Source organism: Actibacterium sp. MT2.3-13A, assembly GCF_018139985.1.
Lineage (GTDB): Bacteria > Pseudomonadota > Alphaproteobacteria > Rhodobacterales > Rhodobacteraceae > JAGSOU01.
Genome location: NZ_JAGSOU010000001.1, coordinates 228878 through 243353 on the forward strand (window position 1 = coordinate 228878; position 14476 = coordinate 243353).

Sequence of the window (14476 nt, forward strand, 5' to 3'; positions counted from 1 at the left end):
GGAAGGATCCCCCATGCGCCCCTCTGGCCGAAATGTAAGTGAAATGCGCCCCGTTTCAATCGAAGTGGGTGTGACCAAACATGCCGAAGGCTCGTGCCTGATCAAGGTCGGCGACACCCACGTCCTGTGCACCGCCACGCTGGAAGAGCGCGTGCCGCCGTTCCTGAAGAACACCGGCCTGGGCTGGGTCACCGCCGAATACGGCATGCTGCCGCGCGCCACCGGCACCCGGATGCGCCGCGAGGCGACCGCCGGCAAGCAGGGCGGACGCACCGTCGAAATCCAGCGCCTGATCGGGCGGTCCCTGCGCGCCGGCGTCGACCGCGTGGCACTGGGCGAGCGCCAGATCACCGTCGATTGCGACGTCATCCAGGCCGATGGCGGCACCCGCTGCGCCGCGATCACCGGCGGCTGGGTGGCGCTGCGTCTGGCGGTCAACAAGCTGATGAAGGCGGGCGACGTGATCTCCGACCCGCTGACCGACAACGTGGCGGCGGTGTCCTGCGGCATCTATGCCGGCCAGCCGGTGCTGGATCTCGACTATCCCGAGGACTCCGAGGCGGGCGTGGACGGCAATTTCGTGATGACCGGCGGCGGCCGCCTGATCGAGGTGCAGATGTCGGCCGAGGGTTCGACCTTCGCCCGCGCCGAGATGGACGAGCTGCTGGGCCTTGCGGACAAGGGCGTGGCCGAGCTGGTCGCGGCGCAGAACGCGGCCGTGGGAGGCTGAGCCATGCGGAGCTTCGACGGCGACAGGCTGGTCATCGCCACCCACAACAAGGGCAAGCTGGAAGAGATTTCCGCCCTGTTGGAGCCTTATGGCATCGCCGTCACCTCTGCCGGTGAGCTCGGCCTCGACGAGCCCGAAGAGACCGAGACCACCTTCATCGGCAATGCCCGGATCAAGGCCCATGCCGCGGCCAAGGCCACCGGACTGCCGGCCCTTGCCGATGACAGCGGCATCGCGATCGACGGCCTGGGCGGCGCGCCCGGCGTCTACACCGCCGACTGGGCCGAAACGCCCCAGGGCCGCGATTTCGAGATGGCCATGAGCCGGGCCTGGCGCGAACTGGAGGAGGCCGACGCCCCCTTCCCCCGCACCGCGCGCTTTTGCTGCACCTTCGTTCTGGCCTGGCCCGATGGCCATGACGAGGTGTTCGAGGGCCATGTGGACGGCCAGATCGTCTGGCCCATGCGCGGCGCACAGGGGCATGGCTACGACCCGATCTTCCAACCGGACGGTTACGACACTACATTTGCCGAAATGGACCGGTGGGAAAAGAACAGGATCAGCCACCGCGCCAAGGCATTCGAGAAACTGGTGAAGGTGTTTGAACGCTGAGGATTGGCGGGACGGAGGCTTCGGCCTCTATATTCATTGGCCCTTCTGCCAGGCCAAATGCCCCTATTGCGATTTCAACAGCCATGTCGCCGCCAGCATCGACCAGGAGCGCTGGAAACGCGCCTATCTGAGCGAGATCCGCCGCATCGGCGCCGAGGTGCCGGGCCGCGTGCTGAACACGGTGTTCTTCGGCGGCGGCACGCCCAGCCTGATGGACCCCGACCTGGTCGCCGCGATCCTGGATGAAATCCGCGCGACCTGGCCCTGTGCCAACGATCTGGAGGTCACGCTTGAGGCGAACCCGACCTCGGTCGAGGCCGGGCGTTTCCGCGGCTACGCGCAGGCCGGCGTGAACCGGCTGTCGATGGGCATCCAGGCGCTGAATGACGATGACCTGCGCAAACTCGGACGCCTGCATTCGCTGGAAGAGGCGAGGCAAGCCTTTGATATCGCACGGGAACACTTTGACAGGATCAGTTTCGACCTGATCTATGCGCGCCAGGACCAGACCCCCGCGCAATGGCGGGCCGAACTGCGCGAGGCGCTGTCGATGGCGGTGGATCACCTGTCGCTCTACCAGCTGACGATCGAGCAGGGCACCGCCTTCGGCGACCGCTACGCGCGCGGCAAGCTCGCCGGCCTGCCCGACGAGGACAACGCCGGCGACATGTATTTCATCACGCAGGAGATCTGCGAGGCCGCGGGGCTGCCGGCCTACGAGGTCTCGAACCACGCGCGCAGCGGTGCGGAATCGCGGCACAACCTGATATACTGGCGCTACGGCGATTATGCCGGGATCGGCCCCGGCGCGCACGGTCGGCTGACCATCGGCGGCCAGCGATACGCGACCGACACCGGGCTGTCCCCCGCCGGATGGCTGCAACAGGTGGAACGGACCGGCACGGGCGAGGCCACGCGCACGGCGCTGCGCTTGACGGATCAGGCCGGGGAATACCTTATGATGGGGCTGCGCCTGGCCGGGGGCATCGACCTGCCCCGTTACGAGCGGCTGGCGGGCAGCCCCCTGCCGTCTAACACATTGGAAGATTTGCAGGAAATGGGCATGGTGCAGCGCGAAGGCCCGGTTCTGCGGGCGACGAAAGACGGCCGCGCCGTGCTGAACGCGGTGATCCGCGCCCTGCTGCCGGAGTAAAGGATGCGTTATCTGTGGGCAGTTCTCGGGCTCGTCTGCGTCGCCCTCGCGGCGATCGGGATGTTTCTGCCCTTCTTGCCTACGGTCCCCTTTCTGCTGCTCGCCGCGTTTTTCTTCGCCCGCTCGTCGAAACGGTTGCATCACTGGCTGCTCGGCCATCCGCGCTTCGGCCCAGCCATCATCGACTGGCAGGAGCGCGGGGTGATCAGACGTCAGTCGAAATGGCTGTCCAGCGCCTCGATCGCGCTGGCCTTCGTGCTGTCGGTGGCGATGGACCTGCGGCCCATGCTGCTGCTGATCCAGGCGTTCTTGCTGGTCGGCGTCAGCCTGTTTATCTGGTCACGTCCAGAGGCGTAGCGCTGAGCACCCGACAAAGCGCGTCCAGTTCCTCCAGCGTGGTGTAGCGAATCACCAGGTGGCCGTTTTCCTGCCCCGCCACATGGTCGATCGACACCTCCAGACCCAGATTGGCGGACAGATCCTGCTCCAGCGCGCGGGTATCGGCGTCCTTTGCCCCTGTGGCGCGGGATTTCGGTGCCTTTTGCGCACTCGCGCCGCCCTTTTTCGCTAGTTTCTCCGTGTCGCGCACGGAAAGTCCCCGCGAAATCACCTCCCGCGCCAGCCCCGCGGGGTTATCGGTGGTGATCAGCGCGCGCGCGTGTCCCGCCGACAGCCGCCCCTCGCGCAGATGGCCCTGCACCTCGTCGGGCAGTTGCAGCAGGCGCATCAGGTTGGCGATGTGGCTGCGACTCTTGCTCAGCGCTTCGGCCAGCTTTTCCTGCGTGTGACCGAAGCGGTCCATCAACTGGCGATAGCCCATCGCCTCTTCGATCGGGTTCAGATCGGCGCGCTGGATATTCTCGATGATCGCGACCTCGAGAACCTCGGTATCGTCGAGGTCGCGGATGATCACCGGAACATCGTGCAGACGCACCATCTGCGCCGCGCGCCAGCGGCGTTCGCCGGCAATGATCTCGTAATTCCCGGCCACGCGGGGGCTTTCACGCACGATGATGGGCTGGATGATCCCCTTTTCGCGGATCGATTCCGACAACTCCTTCAGCGCCTCTTCGGAGAAATGCCGCCGCGGCTGATCGGGGTTGGGCTCCAGCTTTTCGACCGGCAGGGTGGTGTCGGGCTTGGCCGGGCGCGCGGCGGGGCCTGCGCTCGGCTCGTTCAGGTTCACATCGGCCATCAGTGCCGACAGGCCGCGGCCCAAACCCCTTGGTTTCTTGCTCATGCCACCCTCTCCTGTCTATTTCGCCGGCGTGCCGCGCGCGATCATCTCCTGCGCCAGCGCCCGATAGGCCATCGCCCCGCGGGAGGTGGGATCATACTCGATCACCGGCAGCGCGAAAGAGGGCGCCTCGCTGACCCGCACGTTGCGCGGGATGATGGTCTGGAACACCAGATCGCCCAGGTATTGGCGGGCATCGTTCTCCACCTGCTGCGACAGGTTGTTGCGCTGGTCATACATGGTCAGCACCACACCCTCGATCCGCAGGTCGGGGTTGGCCGTCTGGCGCATCTCACGGATGGTCAGCATCAGCTGCGACAGCCCCTCGAGGGCGAAGAATTCCGATTGCAGCGGCACCAGAACCGAATGCGCGGCGACCATCGCGTTGACCGTCAGAAGGCTGAGCGACGGCGGGCAGTCGATCAGGATATAGTCGAAGCCATAGGCATCCATCGCCGGCTGGCGCAACGCGTCATGCAGCAGGAAAACCCTTTTTTCATTGGCCACAAGCTCAATATCGGCAGAGCTGAGATCGGTGGTTGCCGGCGCGATCAGAAGCCCGTCGACGCCGGTGGGCTGGATCACCTCGCGCAGCGGCGCATCCTCGATGAGCAGGTCGTAGGTGGTCATCTCGCGCTGTTCTGCCTCGATCCCGAGACCGGTGGAGGCATTGCCCTGCGGGTCGAGGTCGACGATCAGAACGGTGAATCCCTCGTCCACCAGCGCCGCCGACAGGTTGATCGCGGTCGTGGTCTTGCCCACCCCGCCCTTCTGGTTGGCAACGGCAATGATCTTGGGCCCCTTTGGACGGGTCGGGTCAGACACGGGCGATGCCTCCGAGTGAGAGAATGACGGCGCCGGGTTCGGTGCGGCTGGGAATTTTGTGAACGCCGAACCGCCAGGTTTCAAGGGCCTCGTCCAGTTCCGCCTGGTGACCCGCCCCTTTCGGGAACAGGGCGATGCCGCCGGAGCACAGGTGCCGCTCGGCAAACCCCAGAAGCTGCGTCAAAGAGGCCAGCGCGCGGGCCGACAGAACGTCCGCGCCGAGCGGCGGCACCTCCTCGATTCGCCTGGCGATGACCTCGGCCTTCACGCCCGCCTCGCGCGCGACGCTGCGCAGGAAGGTCGCCTTGCGCTGATCGCTTTCCACGAGGGTCACGCGCATTTCCGGTGCCCGTTCGGCGGCCAGGATGGCGATGACCATGCCCGGAAACCCCCCGCCGCTGCCCAGATCGGCCCAATGGCGCGTATTTTTCGGTGCAAGTTCAAATATTTGCGCCGAATCAACGAAATGTCGGGTCCAGGCCGCATCCAGCGTGTTGCGCGACACGAGGTTGATCGCCGGGTTCCATTTGCGCAGCAGGGCCTCGTAGGTTTTCAACCGCTCGAATGTTTCACGTGAAACATCGACGCCAGCCAGGTCGTGACTCATGCGCTGCGCCGCTCCATCTGCCGCAGCCGGGCGAGAATCAACGTCAGCGCCGCCGGCGTCATCCCATCGACCCGCCCCGCCTGCCCCAGCGTCGCCGGGCGCACCCGGGTCAACTTGCCTTTCAATTCGTTCGACAGCCCTTCGAGCGCGGCGAAATCGAAATCCACCGGGATCGCCTGCGCCTCGTCGCGTTTCATCGCCGCGACGTCCTGCTGCTGCCGCTTGATGTAATTCGCGTACAGCGCGTCCTTCTCGATCTGCGCCCGGATCTCCGGCGCGACATCGGCCAGAGACGGTTCCAGCGCGGCCACGTCATCGAAGCCCACATCGGGGAAGGCCAGCAAATCGAAGCCCGAGCGGCGGTTTCCATCGGCATTCACCTTGATCCCGGACTCGGAAATCTGCTTGGGAGTCAATGACATAGCATCCAGACGCTCCCGCGCCGCCTGCATCTGCTCCATCTTCTCCTCGAAGGCCGCGCGCCGCACCGCCCCCACGCAGCCCAGGGCGATTCCCATCGGGGTCAGCCGCTGGTCGGCGTTGTCGGCGCGCAACGACAGGCGGAATTCGGCGCGCGAGGTGAACATGCGGTAGGGTTCGGTCACGCCTCGGGTCACCAAATCGTCGATCATCACGCCGATATAGCTGTCGGTGCGGCTGAAAATCGCGGGCGCCCTGCCCTGCACGGCCAGCGCTGCGTTCAGCCCGGCGACCACGCCTTGCGCCGCGGCCTCCTCATAGCCAGTGGTGCCGTTGATCTGGCCGGCCAGGAACAGGCCCGGCACATCCTTGAGCCGCAGCGTCGCGTCCAGCGCGCGGGGATCGACATAGTCGTATTCAATGGCGTAGCCCGGCTGCAGGATGCGGGCCTGCTCCAGACCGCTAATCGAATGCACATAATCAGCCTGCACATCCTCGGGCAGCGAGGTGGAGATGCCGTTGGGATAAACGGTGTGATCGTCCAGCCCCTCGGGCTCCAGGAAAATCTGGTGCGACTCCTTCTCCGCGAATCGGACGATCTTGTCTTCGATCGAGGGGCAATAGCGCGGCCCGACCCCCTCGATATGCCCGCCATACATGGCCGAGCGCTTCAGGTTGGAGCGGATTATATCGTGGGTTTTCTCGTTGGTATGGGTGATCCCGCAGGCGATCTGCCGCGCGAAGGGTGCCCTGGACAGGAAGGAAAACAGCGCCGGATCGTCGTCGCCGGGCTGGTTTTCAAGGATATCCCAGTCGATGGTCCGCCCGTCCAGACGCGGCGGGGTGCCGGTTTTCAGGCGCCCCAGCGGCAGGCCGAAATCGTCGATTCGCTCGGCCAGCTTGACCGAGGGCCTGTCGCCCATCCGCCCGCCGGCGCGGCGCACGTCGCCGATATGGATCACCCCGCGCAGGAAGGTGCCGGTGGTCAGCACCACCGCCCCCGCGCGGATTTCCGAGCCATCCTCCAGCACGATGCCGGCCACGCGCGGGCCGTCCATGATCAGGTCCGTCGCCTCGCCCTCGATCACGTCGAGATTGGGTGTCGCAGCGATGAAAGCCTGCATGGTTTCGCGGTAGATCTTGCGATCCGCCTGGGCGCGCGGGCCTTGCACGGCAGGCCCCTTGCGTCGATTGAGCAGACGGAACTGGATACCGGCGCGGTCCGCCACCTGCCCCATCAGCCCGTCCAGCGCATCGACCTCGCGCACCAGGTGGCCCTTTCCAAGGCCGCCGATCGCCGGGTTGCAGGACATCACGCCGATGCCATGGCGGCGCAGCGTGACCAGAGCGCTGCGCGCGCCCATCCGGGCCGCCGCATGCGCCGCATCCGCGCCCGCATGGCCGCCGCCGATCACCACCACGTCGTAGTCACGATGTTTCACGTGAAACACTCCTTACTTGCCCAGGCAGAAACTGGCGAAGATTTCGTCCAGGATCTGCTCGACATCGACCCGGCCGACCAGCGAATCCAGCGCGCGGATGGCCATGCGAAGCTCTTCGGCCGCCAGTTCGGCGCCGCCCTCGCCTCTCTCTACCTGATTCCGCGCGACGGCCAAAGAGGTCAGCGCGCGGACGATCGCCACACGATGCCGTTCGCGCGTCGCCGTCTGCGCCCGCGCCGCGCGGGTTTCCAGAACCGAAGTAATGCGCGAGATCAGATGCGCAACCCCCTGCCCGGTCTTGCCAGAGATCGTTTCCGCCCCGCCGCCGCGCAGATCACCCTTGCCGCGCAGCACGATATCCTCCGGATGCGGCCCCAGCCCTTCGGCCTGGCCTGTCTCGTCCAGCAGGAACACACGCAGGTCGGCCGCCATCGCCCTCTCCCGCGCGCGGGTGATTCCGATGCCCTCGACCACGTCCTCGGTCTCGCGCAGGCCGGCGGTATCGAGCACGGTCACGGGCAGGCCGCCCAGATCCATCCGCACCTCGATCACGTCGCGCGTCGTGCCCGCATATTCCGAGGTGATTGCCGCCTCCCGCCCAGCCAAGGCATTGAGAAGAGTGGATTTTCCAACATTCGGCGGGCCGACGATGGCGACCTCGAAGCCCTCGCGGATGCGTTCGGCGGCCTGCACGCCCTCGGCCTCGCGCCGCAGGTCGGCCTCAACCCGGTCGAGCAACTCCAGAACCTCCGGCGACACGTCGACGGGAACCTCCTCATCGGCGAAATCGATGGTGGCTTCCAGAAGGGCCGCGGCGCGGATGAGGTCCCGCCGCCAGCTCTCGGCACGTTCACCGATAGCACCCGAAAGCACCCGCAGGGCCTGGCGGCGCTGCGCCTCGGTCTCGGCCTCGATCAGATCGGCCAGACCTTCGACTTGCGCGAGGTCCAGCTGCTCGTTTTCCAGCGCGCGGCGGGTGAATTCTCCGGGTTCGGCCAGGCGCAAACCTTCGATTTCAGACAGCGCGCGCAGGACCGCGGCGATCGTCGCGGGGCTGCCATGCACATGCAATTCGGCCACATCCTCGCCGGTGAAGCTGGCGCCAGCTTCGAAAACAACGACCAGCGCCTCGTCCAGCAACACGCCCTGGGCATCGGTCAGCCGGCGCAGCCCTGCCACGCGCGGCGCGGGCACGACGGCGCCCAATACGCGCAGCGCCTCATGCGCGCGCGGGCCCGAGATGCGGATGACGGCGACCCCCGCCTTGCCGCGGGCGGTGGCGAGGGCATAGATCGTGTCCATAATCCCCCTCCTGCCCGGGGCGTCAGGTGTTCATGGAATCGAAGAATTCCGCGTTGGTCTTGGTCTGTTTCAGCTTGGAAATCAGGAACTCGATGGCGTCGGTGGTGCCCATCGGGTTCAGGATGCGGCGCAGGACGAAGGTTTTCTGCAGATCGCCCTTGTCGACCAGCAGGTCCTCTTTCCGCGTGCCGGACTTGAGGATGTCCATCGCCGGGAACACGCGCTTGTCGGCCACCTTGCGGTCGAGCACGATCTCGGAGTTGCCGGTGCCCTTGAATTCCTCGAAGATCACCTCGTCCATGCGCGAGCCGGTGTCGATCAGCGCGGTGGCGATGATGGTCAGGCTGCCGCCCTCCTCGATGTTCCGCGCCGCGCCAAAGAAACGCTTGGGCCGTTGCAGCGCGTTGGCGTCCACGCCGCCGGTCAGAACCTTGCCCGAGGACGGCACGACCGTGTTGTAGGCGCGGCCCAGGCGAGTGATCGAGTCGAGCAGGATCACCACGTCGCGCTTGTGTTCGACCAGGCGCTTGGCCTTTTCGATCACCATCTCGGCGACGGCGACGTGGCGGGTGGCGGGCTCGTCGAAGGTCGAGGAGATCACCTCGCCCTTCACGCTGCGCTGCATGTCGGTCACCTCTTCGGGGCGCTCGTCGATCAGCAGAACGATCAGGTAGCATTCCGGGTGGTTCTGCTCGATGCTGTGCGCGATGTTCTGCAGCAGAACGGTCTTACCCGTCCGCGGCGGCGCCACGATCAGCGAACGCTGCCCCTTCCCGATCGGCGCCACCAGGTCGATGATCCGCGACGAGCGGTCCTTGAGGGTCGGATCCTCGATCTCCATCTTCAGCCGCTCGTCGGGATAGAGCGGCGTCAGGTTGTCGAAGTTGATTTTGTGGCGTGCCTTCTCGGGCTCTTCGAAATTGATCCGCGTCACCTCGGTGATCGCGAAATAGCGCTCGTTCTCGCGCGGGGCCTGCATCACGCCCTCGACGGTGTCGCCGGTCCGCAGGCTGTATTTCCGGATCATCTCGGGCGAGACATAGATGTCGTCGGGGCCCGGCAGATAGTTCGCCTCGGGCGAACGGAGGAAGCCGAAACCGTCCTGAAGGACCTCAAGCACGCCGTCGCCGGAGATCTCCCAGCCCTCATCGGCGCGCTCGCGCAGGATCTGGAACATCATCTCGCCCTTGCGCATGGTCGAGGCGTTCTCGATTTCCAGGTCTTCGGCCATGGCCAGAAGGTCCTTGGGGCTTTTCGCCTTCAGGTCGGCCAGATTCAGTCGCTCTTGGGTCATTGGGAAAACTACGCTGCAACCGCGCGTCATCGAAGGGCACGGTCATTTCTGGGAAAAGGGAAGATCCCGAGCCGGACGGCCCGTTGGCCAGCTGACATATAGAGAGCGGGGGCCAGAGTCAAGAATGGCCTCGGATTCAGAACTTCACCACCACCGAGACCACGATCACCAGCATCAGCAGCGTCGGCAGCTCGTTCATCATCCGGTAGGTGCGGCCGGTCCGCGTGTTGGTCCCGGCGGCGAAGTCCTTGCGGCGCCAGCCCAGCCAGTGGTGGAACCAGGTCATCGCGATCACCGAGGCACCCTTGGTATAGGGCCAGACCGCGCTCCAGTCGACGATGCCCGGCGTCAGCACCAGCGTCAGACCGAACACCCAGACCGCGATCAGAGACGGATTCATGATATATTTGAAGAGCTTGTATTCCATCGTCTGGAACAGCTCGTCGGTGTCGCCGCCCTGCCCGACCCGCTCGGCATGATAGACGAAGAGCCGCGGCAGATAGAAAATTCCCGCCATCCAGGTCAGCACCGCGATGATGTGCAGCGAAAGTGTCCAGGGATAGAGGGTTGCCAGCAGATCGCCCATGTTGCGTGCCTTTGTGTCGTCCGGTCTGCCGACCCACCAATAATCAATATGAAGGAAAAGAAAAGATGATGTTGTCGTAGGGGGTGGGGAGAATGGGGATTATTGGATCCTCCACGATTTTATCCCGGCACTTCCCGGCCTGTGAATAACTGTGTTAATAAAGGTAAATGTTCTTTTTGAAGTGCGATTTCTCATTTTCAATCAATAGATTATATAGATTGTTCTTGTGTTGACCCTGTGGATAACCTGCGCGTGTGAACCATGTCGGAGGAGTTGTCCTCAGCCCCGAACCTTTCCTGTCCACCGTGGAGAAACCCGCCCCGGCCCTTGACAAAAGCCGTGGGAATTTCGGACTCCCTCGTTTGTATCCACATGTCCCGAAAATGCGCACATCACCATCCGCAGGGTTTTCCACAAGGTTATCACCATGCCCCAGCCCGTTATCCTGGCCTCGGCCTCCGACATCCGGCGAGAGCTGCTGGCGCGCGCCGGCGTCCCGATCGAGGTTGTGCCCGCCCGCATCGACGAGGAGGCGATCCGCGCCGCGCTGGAGGCCGAGGACGCCACGCCACGCGACGTCGCCGACGCCCTGGCCGAGTACAAGGCGCGCAAGATCAGCGAAAAACGTCCCGAGGCGCTGGTGATCGGCTGCGACCAGGTGCTGGAATTCCGCGGCGAGGTGCTGTCGAAGCCCGCCGATCTCGACGAGGCCCGCGCCCAGCTCAAACGACTGCGCGCACAGCGGCACAAGCTGCTGTCCGCGGCGGTGGTCTATGAGGGAGGACAGCCGCTGTGGCGGCATGTCGGCGAGGTGCGGCTGCAGATGCGCCCCTTCTCCGACGCCTATCTGGAGGATTACCTGGCAAGGAACTGGGACAGTGTGAAGCACGCCGTCGGCTGCTATAAGCTGGAGGAGGAAGGCGTGCGTCTGTTCACCCGCGTCGAAGGAGATTATTTTACCGTGCTCGGATTGCCCCTGTTGGAACTTCTGGCCTTTCTCACCTCGCGCAGGGCGGTGATGGCATGAGCGACAAGATCCCCCTCGCCGGCGTGATCGGCTCGCCCGTGGCCCATTCGAAATCGCCCAGACTGCACAATTATTGGCTGGCCACCTATGGCATCGCCGGCCACTATGTGCCGATGGACGTCGCGCAGGAGGATCTGCGCGAGGCGCTGCGCGCGCTGCCCAAACTGGGTTTCGTGGGCGTCAACGTCACCATCCCGCACAAGGAGACCGTGCTGGGCCTGGCCGATCAGGTGACCGACCGCGCCGCGCTGATCGGCGCGGCGAACACCCTGATCTTCCGCGCCGACGGCACCATCCATGCCGACAACACCGACGGCTACGGCTTCGTCGAAAATCTGCGCCAGGGCGCGCCCGGCTGGACCGGCAAGGAGGGTCCGGCGGCGGTGATCGGCGCGGGCGGGGCTGCGCGCGCGGTCGTGGCCTCGCTGATCGAGGTCGGCGTGACCGAGATCCGCATCGCCAACCGCACCAAGGCCCGGGCCGAGGCCCTGCGGGCCGAGTTCGGTCCCAAGATCCGGGTCTATGACTGGGTGCAGGCCGGCAACATGATCGAGGGCGCGGCGACGGTGGTGAACACCTCGTCGCTGGGTATGGTCGGCAAGCCCGAGATGCGCGTGCCGCTGGACGGGCTGTCCAAGGGCGCGGTGGTGACCGATCTGGTCTATACCCCGCTCCAGACCCGGCTGCTGCGCGAGGCCGAGGCGGCGGGCTGCACCGTGGTCGATGGGTTGGGCATGCTGCTGCACCAGGCCGCGCCGGGCTTCGAGCGCTGGTTCGGCGTCCGCCCCGAGGTGGATGAGAAGACCCGCGCGGTGGTCCTGGGCGCATGAGCTTCGTGCTTGGCCTGACCGGCTCTATCGGGATGGGAAAATCGACCACCTCGCGGATGTTCGCCGACGAAGGCGTGCCGGTCTGGGATGCCGATGCGGCGGTGCATCGCCTTTACGCGCCCGGCGGCGCGGCGGTGGCGCCTCTGGCGGAGATGTGCCCCGAGGCGCTGGTCGATGGCGGCGTTTCACGCGAGGCGCTGAAAGCATGGATCGCCCGCGACGACACCGCGTTCAGGCAGATCGAACGGGTGGTGCACCCGCTGGTGGCGCGGGACCGGGCCGAATTCCTGCGCGCCCATGAGGCCGATCCGCTGGTCGTTCTGGACATCCCGCTGCTGTTCGAAACCGGGGCCGAGGATCAGGTCGACGCCATCGCAGTGGTCAGCGCCCCGGCGGATGTTCAGCGTGCCCGCGTGCTGGAACGCGGCACCATGAGCGCCGCACAATTCGAGACTATTCTGGCCAAACAGCTGCCAGATGCCGAAAAACGCGCCCGCGCCGATTTCGTCATCGAGACCACCAGCCTTGAAGGCGCGCGGGCCGCGGTGCAGGATGTGATCCGGCAGATCAGGCAGGGGCAAAGCGATGCGTGAGATCGTTCTCGACACCGAAACCACCGGCTTCGAACCCGAAAAGGGCGACCGCATCGTCGAGATCGGCGCGCTGGAGCTTTGGAACCACCTGCCCACCGGCAACACGTTTCACGTCTACATCAACCCCGAACGCTCGATGCCGCAGGGCGCCTTCGAGGTGCATGGCATCGGCCCCGACCTGCTGGAGCCGCCCCAGACGCCCGCCCCCGGCGCGATCACCCTGCGCGACAAGCCGGTTTTCGCCAAGGTCGGTCGGGATTTCTTCGATTTCGTGGGCGACGCCAAGCTGGTGATCCACAACGCCGCGTTCGACATGAAATTCCTCAATGCCGAGCTGCGCTGGATGGGTCTGCCCACCCTGCCCTGGGACCAGGCGATCGACACGCTGGCCATGGCGCGGCAGAAATTCCCCGGTTCGCCGGCGACACTGGACGCGCTGTGCCGGCGCTTCGGCATCGACAACTCGGCGCGGACGCTGCACGGGGCGCTGCTGGACTCGGAAATCCTGGCCGAGGTCTACCTGGAACTGATCGGCGGCCGGCAACCCGATTTCGGGCTGAGCACCTCGTCGTCCTCCGGTCGCGGCGGCGGCCCGGTCGAGCCCGACTGGCGCCCGAAGCCGCGCCCGAACCCCCTGCCCCCGCGCCTTACCGAAAAAGAAACCGCCGCCCATGCAGCCTTTGTCGAGGCGATGGGCGACGGCGCGCTGTGGAAGAAATGCGGCTAGGGCCTCAGTTCGTCGGGGCCTGGGCCTTCTGCGCCTCGGCGCGAGCCAGGATCTGCTGGCGGTAGAGCGCCACGAAATCGATCACGTCCATGTTCAGCGGCGGGAAGCCGCCGTCGCGGGTGACGTCGCTGACGATGCGGCGCACGAAGGGGAACATCTGGCGCGGGCATTCCACCAGCAGGAAGGGATGCAGCTGATCCTCGGGAACGTTCTCGATGTGGAAGATGGTGCCGTATTCCAGCTCCAGCAGGAACAGCGGCGCCTGATCGGCCTTGTTCTTCGAGGTGATGGTGAACTTGGCGATCACCTCATACTGGTGTTCGACCTGGCGCTTCTTGGCGTCCAGGGCCACCTGCACCTGCACGTCCGGGGTGACCTCGCCGTTCACGCCCTTGCGGACCAGGAAGTTCTCGAAGGACATGTCCCGGACGTACTGGCCCAGGATCTGCAGTTTCATCTGCGGCTGCTGGCCCTCGGCGGCCGGGGTTTCGGGGGTATCGGTCATCTCTCGCTCCTGCGGAATTACGCGTCACCGCGTTGATTATCAGGAAGCGATCGGTGCCTCAATGCCGGGTCCAGCCCGAGGGACGGTGCGTGGGGCGTTTTTCCGGCGGAACCTCGGTGAATTCGCCGTCGATCACCTCGCCGGGATGCGGCCCTGGCTGCGGCCTCGCACCGGTGGAGAAGCTCTGCACCGTCACCCGCTTGCCGGCCCAGCGGAACACCGCGCGGCGCACCGGCGGCAGCAGCAGGGCAAAACCCACCGTGTCGGTGAAGAACCCCGGCGTCAGCAGCAGCGCGCCGGCGAACAGGATCATCGCGCCATGGGCCAGCGGCTCGGCCGGGTCGCGCAGCGTGTTGAACGAGTCCCGGATCTGCGCCATGGCCTGCGCCCCCTGATTGCGCATCAGCGCGGTCCCCAGCAGCGCGGTCAGAACCACGATCAGCAGGGTGGGCCACAGGCCGATCAGCCCGCCGACCTGCACGAACAGCGCGATTTCAATCAGCGGAACCGCCAGGAACAGCACGAAAAGCCACATGTGATATCCTCATTAACAAGGGTTGGGTCAGTGGACTTGACCCCCTCGCTG

General features: G+C 65.5%; 17 protein-coding genes. 8 read left to right on the forward strand and 9 right to left on the reverse strand.

Annotation, left to right across the window (positions count from 1 at the left end):
• Positions 1–13: 13 nt before the first annotated feature.
• Genes rph through KCI33_RS01140 form a run of 4 tightly spaced genes read left to right on the forward strand, consistent with a single transcriptional unit; the run spans position 14 to position 2852 of the window.
• Positions 14–730, forward strand: a complete 717-nt coding sequence (gene rph / locus KCI33_RS01125; protein ID WP_212522900.1) for a ribonuclease PH — start codon at positions 14–16, stop codon at positions 728–730.
• A 3-nt stretch (positions 731–733) separates the two neighbouring features.
• On the forward strand, positions 734–1342 hold the full coding sequence (rdgB, locus tag KCI33_RS01130; RefSeq protein WP_212522901.1) for an RdgB/HAM1 family non-canonical purine NTP pyrophosphatase: 609 nt from the start codon (positions 734–736) through the stop codon (positions 1340–1342).
• Positions 1332–2495, forward strand: a complete 1164-nt coding sequence (gene hemW, locus KCI33_RS01135) for a radical SAM family heme chaperone HemW (protein ID WP_212522902.1) — start codon at positions 1332–1334, stop codon at positions 2493–2495. Before rdgB ends, hemW begins: the two co-directional genes overlap by 11 nt.
• A gap of 3 nt (positions 2496–2498) precedes the next feature.
• Positions 2499–2852, forward strand: coding sequence for a YbaN family protein (locus tag KCI33_RS01140; RefSeq protein ID WP_212522903.1), 354 nt, complete (start codon positions 2499–2501; stop codon positions 2850–2852).
• On the opposite strand, the gene KCI33_RS01145 is transcribed toward KCI33_RS01140, so the two are convergent.
• From KCI33_RS01145 to KCI33_RS01175, 7 genes are all read right to left on the reverse strand, one after another.
• A complete protein-coding gene (locus KCI33_RS01145; RefSeq protein ID WP_212522904.1) occupies positions 2827–3735 on the reverse strand; it encodes a ParB/RepB/Spo0J family partition protein in 909 nt (302 codons plus the stop codon). The genes KCI33_RS01140 and KCI33_RS01145 overlap by 26 nt on opposite strands.
• Positions 3736–3750: 15 nt before the next feature.
• Positions 3751–4557, reverse strand: a complete 807-nt coding sequence (locus KCI33_RS01150) for an AAA family ATPase (protein ID WP_212522905.1) — start codon at positions 4555–4557, stop codon at positions 3751–3753.
• Positions 4550–5164 carry a 16S rRNA (guanine(527)-N(7))-methyltransferase RsmG gene (gene rsmG, locus KCI33_RS01155; RefSeq protein ID WP_212522906.1) on the reverse strand — a complete coding sequence of 205 codons (615 nt, stop codon included), beginning with the start codon at positions 5162–5164 and terminating at the stop codon, positions 4550–4552. The genes KCI33_RS01150 and rsmG overlap by 8 nt, the downstream gene beginning before the upstream one ends.
• Complete coding sequence (gene mnmG / locus KCI33_RS01160; protein ID WP_212522907.1) at positions 5161–7035, reverse strand: tRNA uridine-5-carboxymethylaminomethyl(34) synthesis enzyme MnmG; 1875 nt, start codon at positions 7033–7035, stop codon at positions 5161–5163. The genes rsmG and mnmG overlap by 4 nt, the downstream gene beginning before the upstream one ends.
• A gap of 3 nt (positions 7036–7038) precedes the next feature.
• Positions 7039–8328, reverse strand: coding sequence for a tRNA uridine-5-carboxymethylaminomethyl(34) synthesis GTPase MnmE (gene mnmE / locus KCI33_RS01165; protein ID WP_212522908.1), 1290 nt, complete (start codon positions 8326–8328; stop codon positions 7039–7041).
• Positions 8329–8350: 22 nt separating this feature from the next.
• Complete coding sequence (gene rho / locus KCI33_RS01170; RefSeq protein WP_212522909.1) at positions 8351–9622, reverse strand: transcription termination factor Rho; 1272 nt, start codon at positions 9620–9622, stop codon at positions 8351–8353.
• Positions 9623–9758: 136 nt separating this feature from the next.
• Positions 9759–10208 (reverse strand): CopD family protein, encoded by a 450-nt coding sequence (locus tag KCI33_RS01175; protein ID WP_212522910.1) that lies wholly within the window; start codon positions 10206–10208, stop codon positions 9759–9761.
• A 427-nt stretch (positions 10209–10635) separates the two neighbouring features.
• On the opposite strand from KCI33_RS01175, the gene KCI33_RS01180 reads away from it, so the two are divergent.
• From KCI33_RS01180 to dnaQ, 4 genes are read left to right on the forward strand one after another with little or no spacing between them, the layout of a single operon-like run.
• On the forward strand, positions 10636–11235 hold the full coding sequence (locus tag KCI33_RS01180; RefSeq protein WP_212522911.1) for a Maf family nucleotide pyrophosphatase: 600 nt from the start codon (positions 10636–10638) through the stop codon (positions 11233–11235).
• Entirely contained in the window at positions 11232–12065 is an 834-nt protein-coding gene (locus tag KCI33_RS01185) for a shikimate dehydrogenase (RefSeq protein WP_212522912.1), read from the forward strand. The genes KCI33_RS01180 and KCI33_RS01185 overlap by 4 nt, the downstream gene beginning before the upstream one ends.
• On the forward strand, positions 12062–12658 hold the full coding sequence (coaE, locus tag KCI33_RS01190) for a dephospho-CoA kinase (RefSeq protein ID WP_212522913.1): 597 nt from the start codon (positions 12062–12064) through the stop codon (positions 12656–12658). The genes KCI33_RS01185 and coaE overlap by 4 nt, the downstream gene beginning before the upstream one ends.
• On the forward strand, positions 12651–13385 hold the full coding sequence (dnaQ, locus tag KCI33_RS01195; RefSeq protein WP_212522914.1) for a DNA polymerase III subunit epsilon: 735 nt from the start codon (positions 12651–12653) through the stop codon (positions 13383–13385). Before coaE ends, dnaQ begins: the two co-directional genes overlap by 8 nt.
• 4 nt (positions 13386–13389) lie before the next feature.
• On the opposite strand, the gene secB is transcribed toward dnaQ, so the two are convergent.
• Positions 13390–13890, reverse strand: a complete 501-nt coding sequence (gene secB, locus KCI33_RS01200; protein ID WP_212522915.1) for a protein-export chaperone SecB — start codon at positions 13888–13890, stop codon at positions 13390–13392.
• 58 nt (positions 13891–13948) lie between these two features.
• Complete coding sequence (locus KCI33_RS01205) at positions 13949–14425, reverse strand: FxsA family protein (RefSeq protein ID WP_212522916.1); 477 nt, start codon at positions 14423–14425, stop codon at positions 13949–13951.
• Between the last annotated feature and the right edge of the window lie 51 nt (positions 14426–14476).

Coding starts and splice junctions, on each gene's coding strand:
- rho (WP_212522909.1), bottom strand. CDS start 9,622: ATGACCCAAGAGCGACTGAATCTGGCCGACCTGAAGGCGAAAAGCCCC.
- secB (WP_212522915.1), bottom strand. CDS start 13,890: ATGACCGATACCCCCGAAACCCCGGCCGCCGAGGGCCAGCAGCCGCAG.
- rph (WP_212522900.1), top strand. CDS start 14: ATGCGCCCCTCTGGCCGAAATGTAAGTGAAATGCGCCCCGTTTCAATC.
- KCI33_RS01185 (WP_212522912.1), top strand. CDS start 11,232: ATGAGCGACAAGATCCCCCTCGCCGGCGTGATCGGCTCGCCCGTGGCC.
- KCI33_RS01145 (WP_212522904.1), bottom strand. CDS start 3,735: ATGAGCAAGAAACCAAGGGGTTTGGGCCGCGGCCTGTCGGCACTGATG.
- rsmG (WP_212522906.1), bottom strand. CDS start 5,164: ATGAGTCACGACCTGGCTGGCGTCGATGTTTCACGTGAAACATTCGAG.
- KCI33_RS01140 (WP_212522903.1), top strand. CDS start 2,499: ATGCGTTATCTGTGGGCAGTTCTCGGGCTCGTCTGCGTCGCCCTCGCG.
- KCI33_RS01175 (WP_212522910.1), bottom strand. CDS start 10,208: ATGGGCGATCTGCTGGCAACCCTCTATCCCTGGACACTTTCGCTGCAC.
- rdgB (WP_212522901.1), top strand. CDS start 734: ATGCGGAGCTTCGACGGCGACAGGCTGGTCATCGCCACCCACAACAAG.
- dnaQ (WP_212522914.1), top strand. CDS start 12,651: ATGCGTGAGATCGTTCTCGACACCGAAACCACCGGCTTCGAACCCGAA.
- KCI33_RS01205 (WP_212522916.1), bottom strand. CDS start 14,425: ATGTGGCTTTTCGTGCTGTTCCTGGCGGTTCCGCTGATTGAAATCGCG.
- KCI33_RS01180 (WP_212522911.1), top strand. CDS start 10,636: ATGCCCCAGCCCGTTATCCTGGCCTCGGCCTCCGACATCCGGCGAGAG.
- mnmE (WP_212522908.1), bottom strand. CDS start 8,328: ATGGACACGATCTATGCCCTCGCCACCGCCCGCGGCAAGGCGGGGGTC.
- coaE (WP_212522913.1), top strand. CDS start 12,062: ATGAGCTTCGTGCTTGGCCTGACCGGCTCTATCGGGATGGGAAAATCG.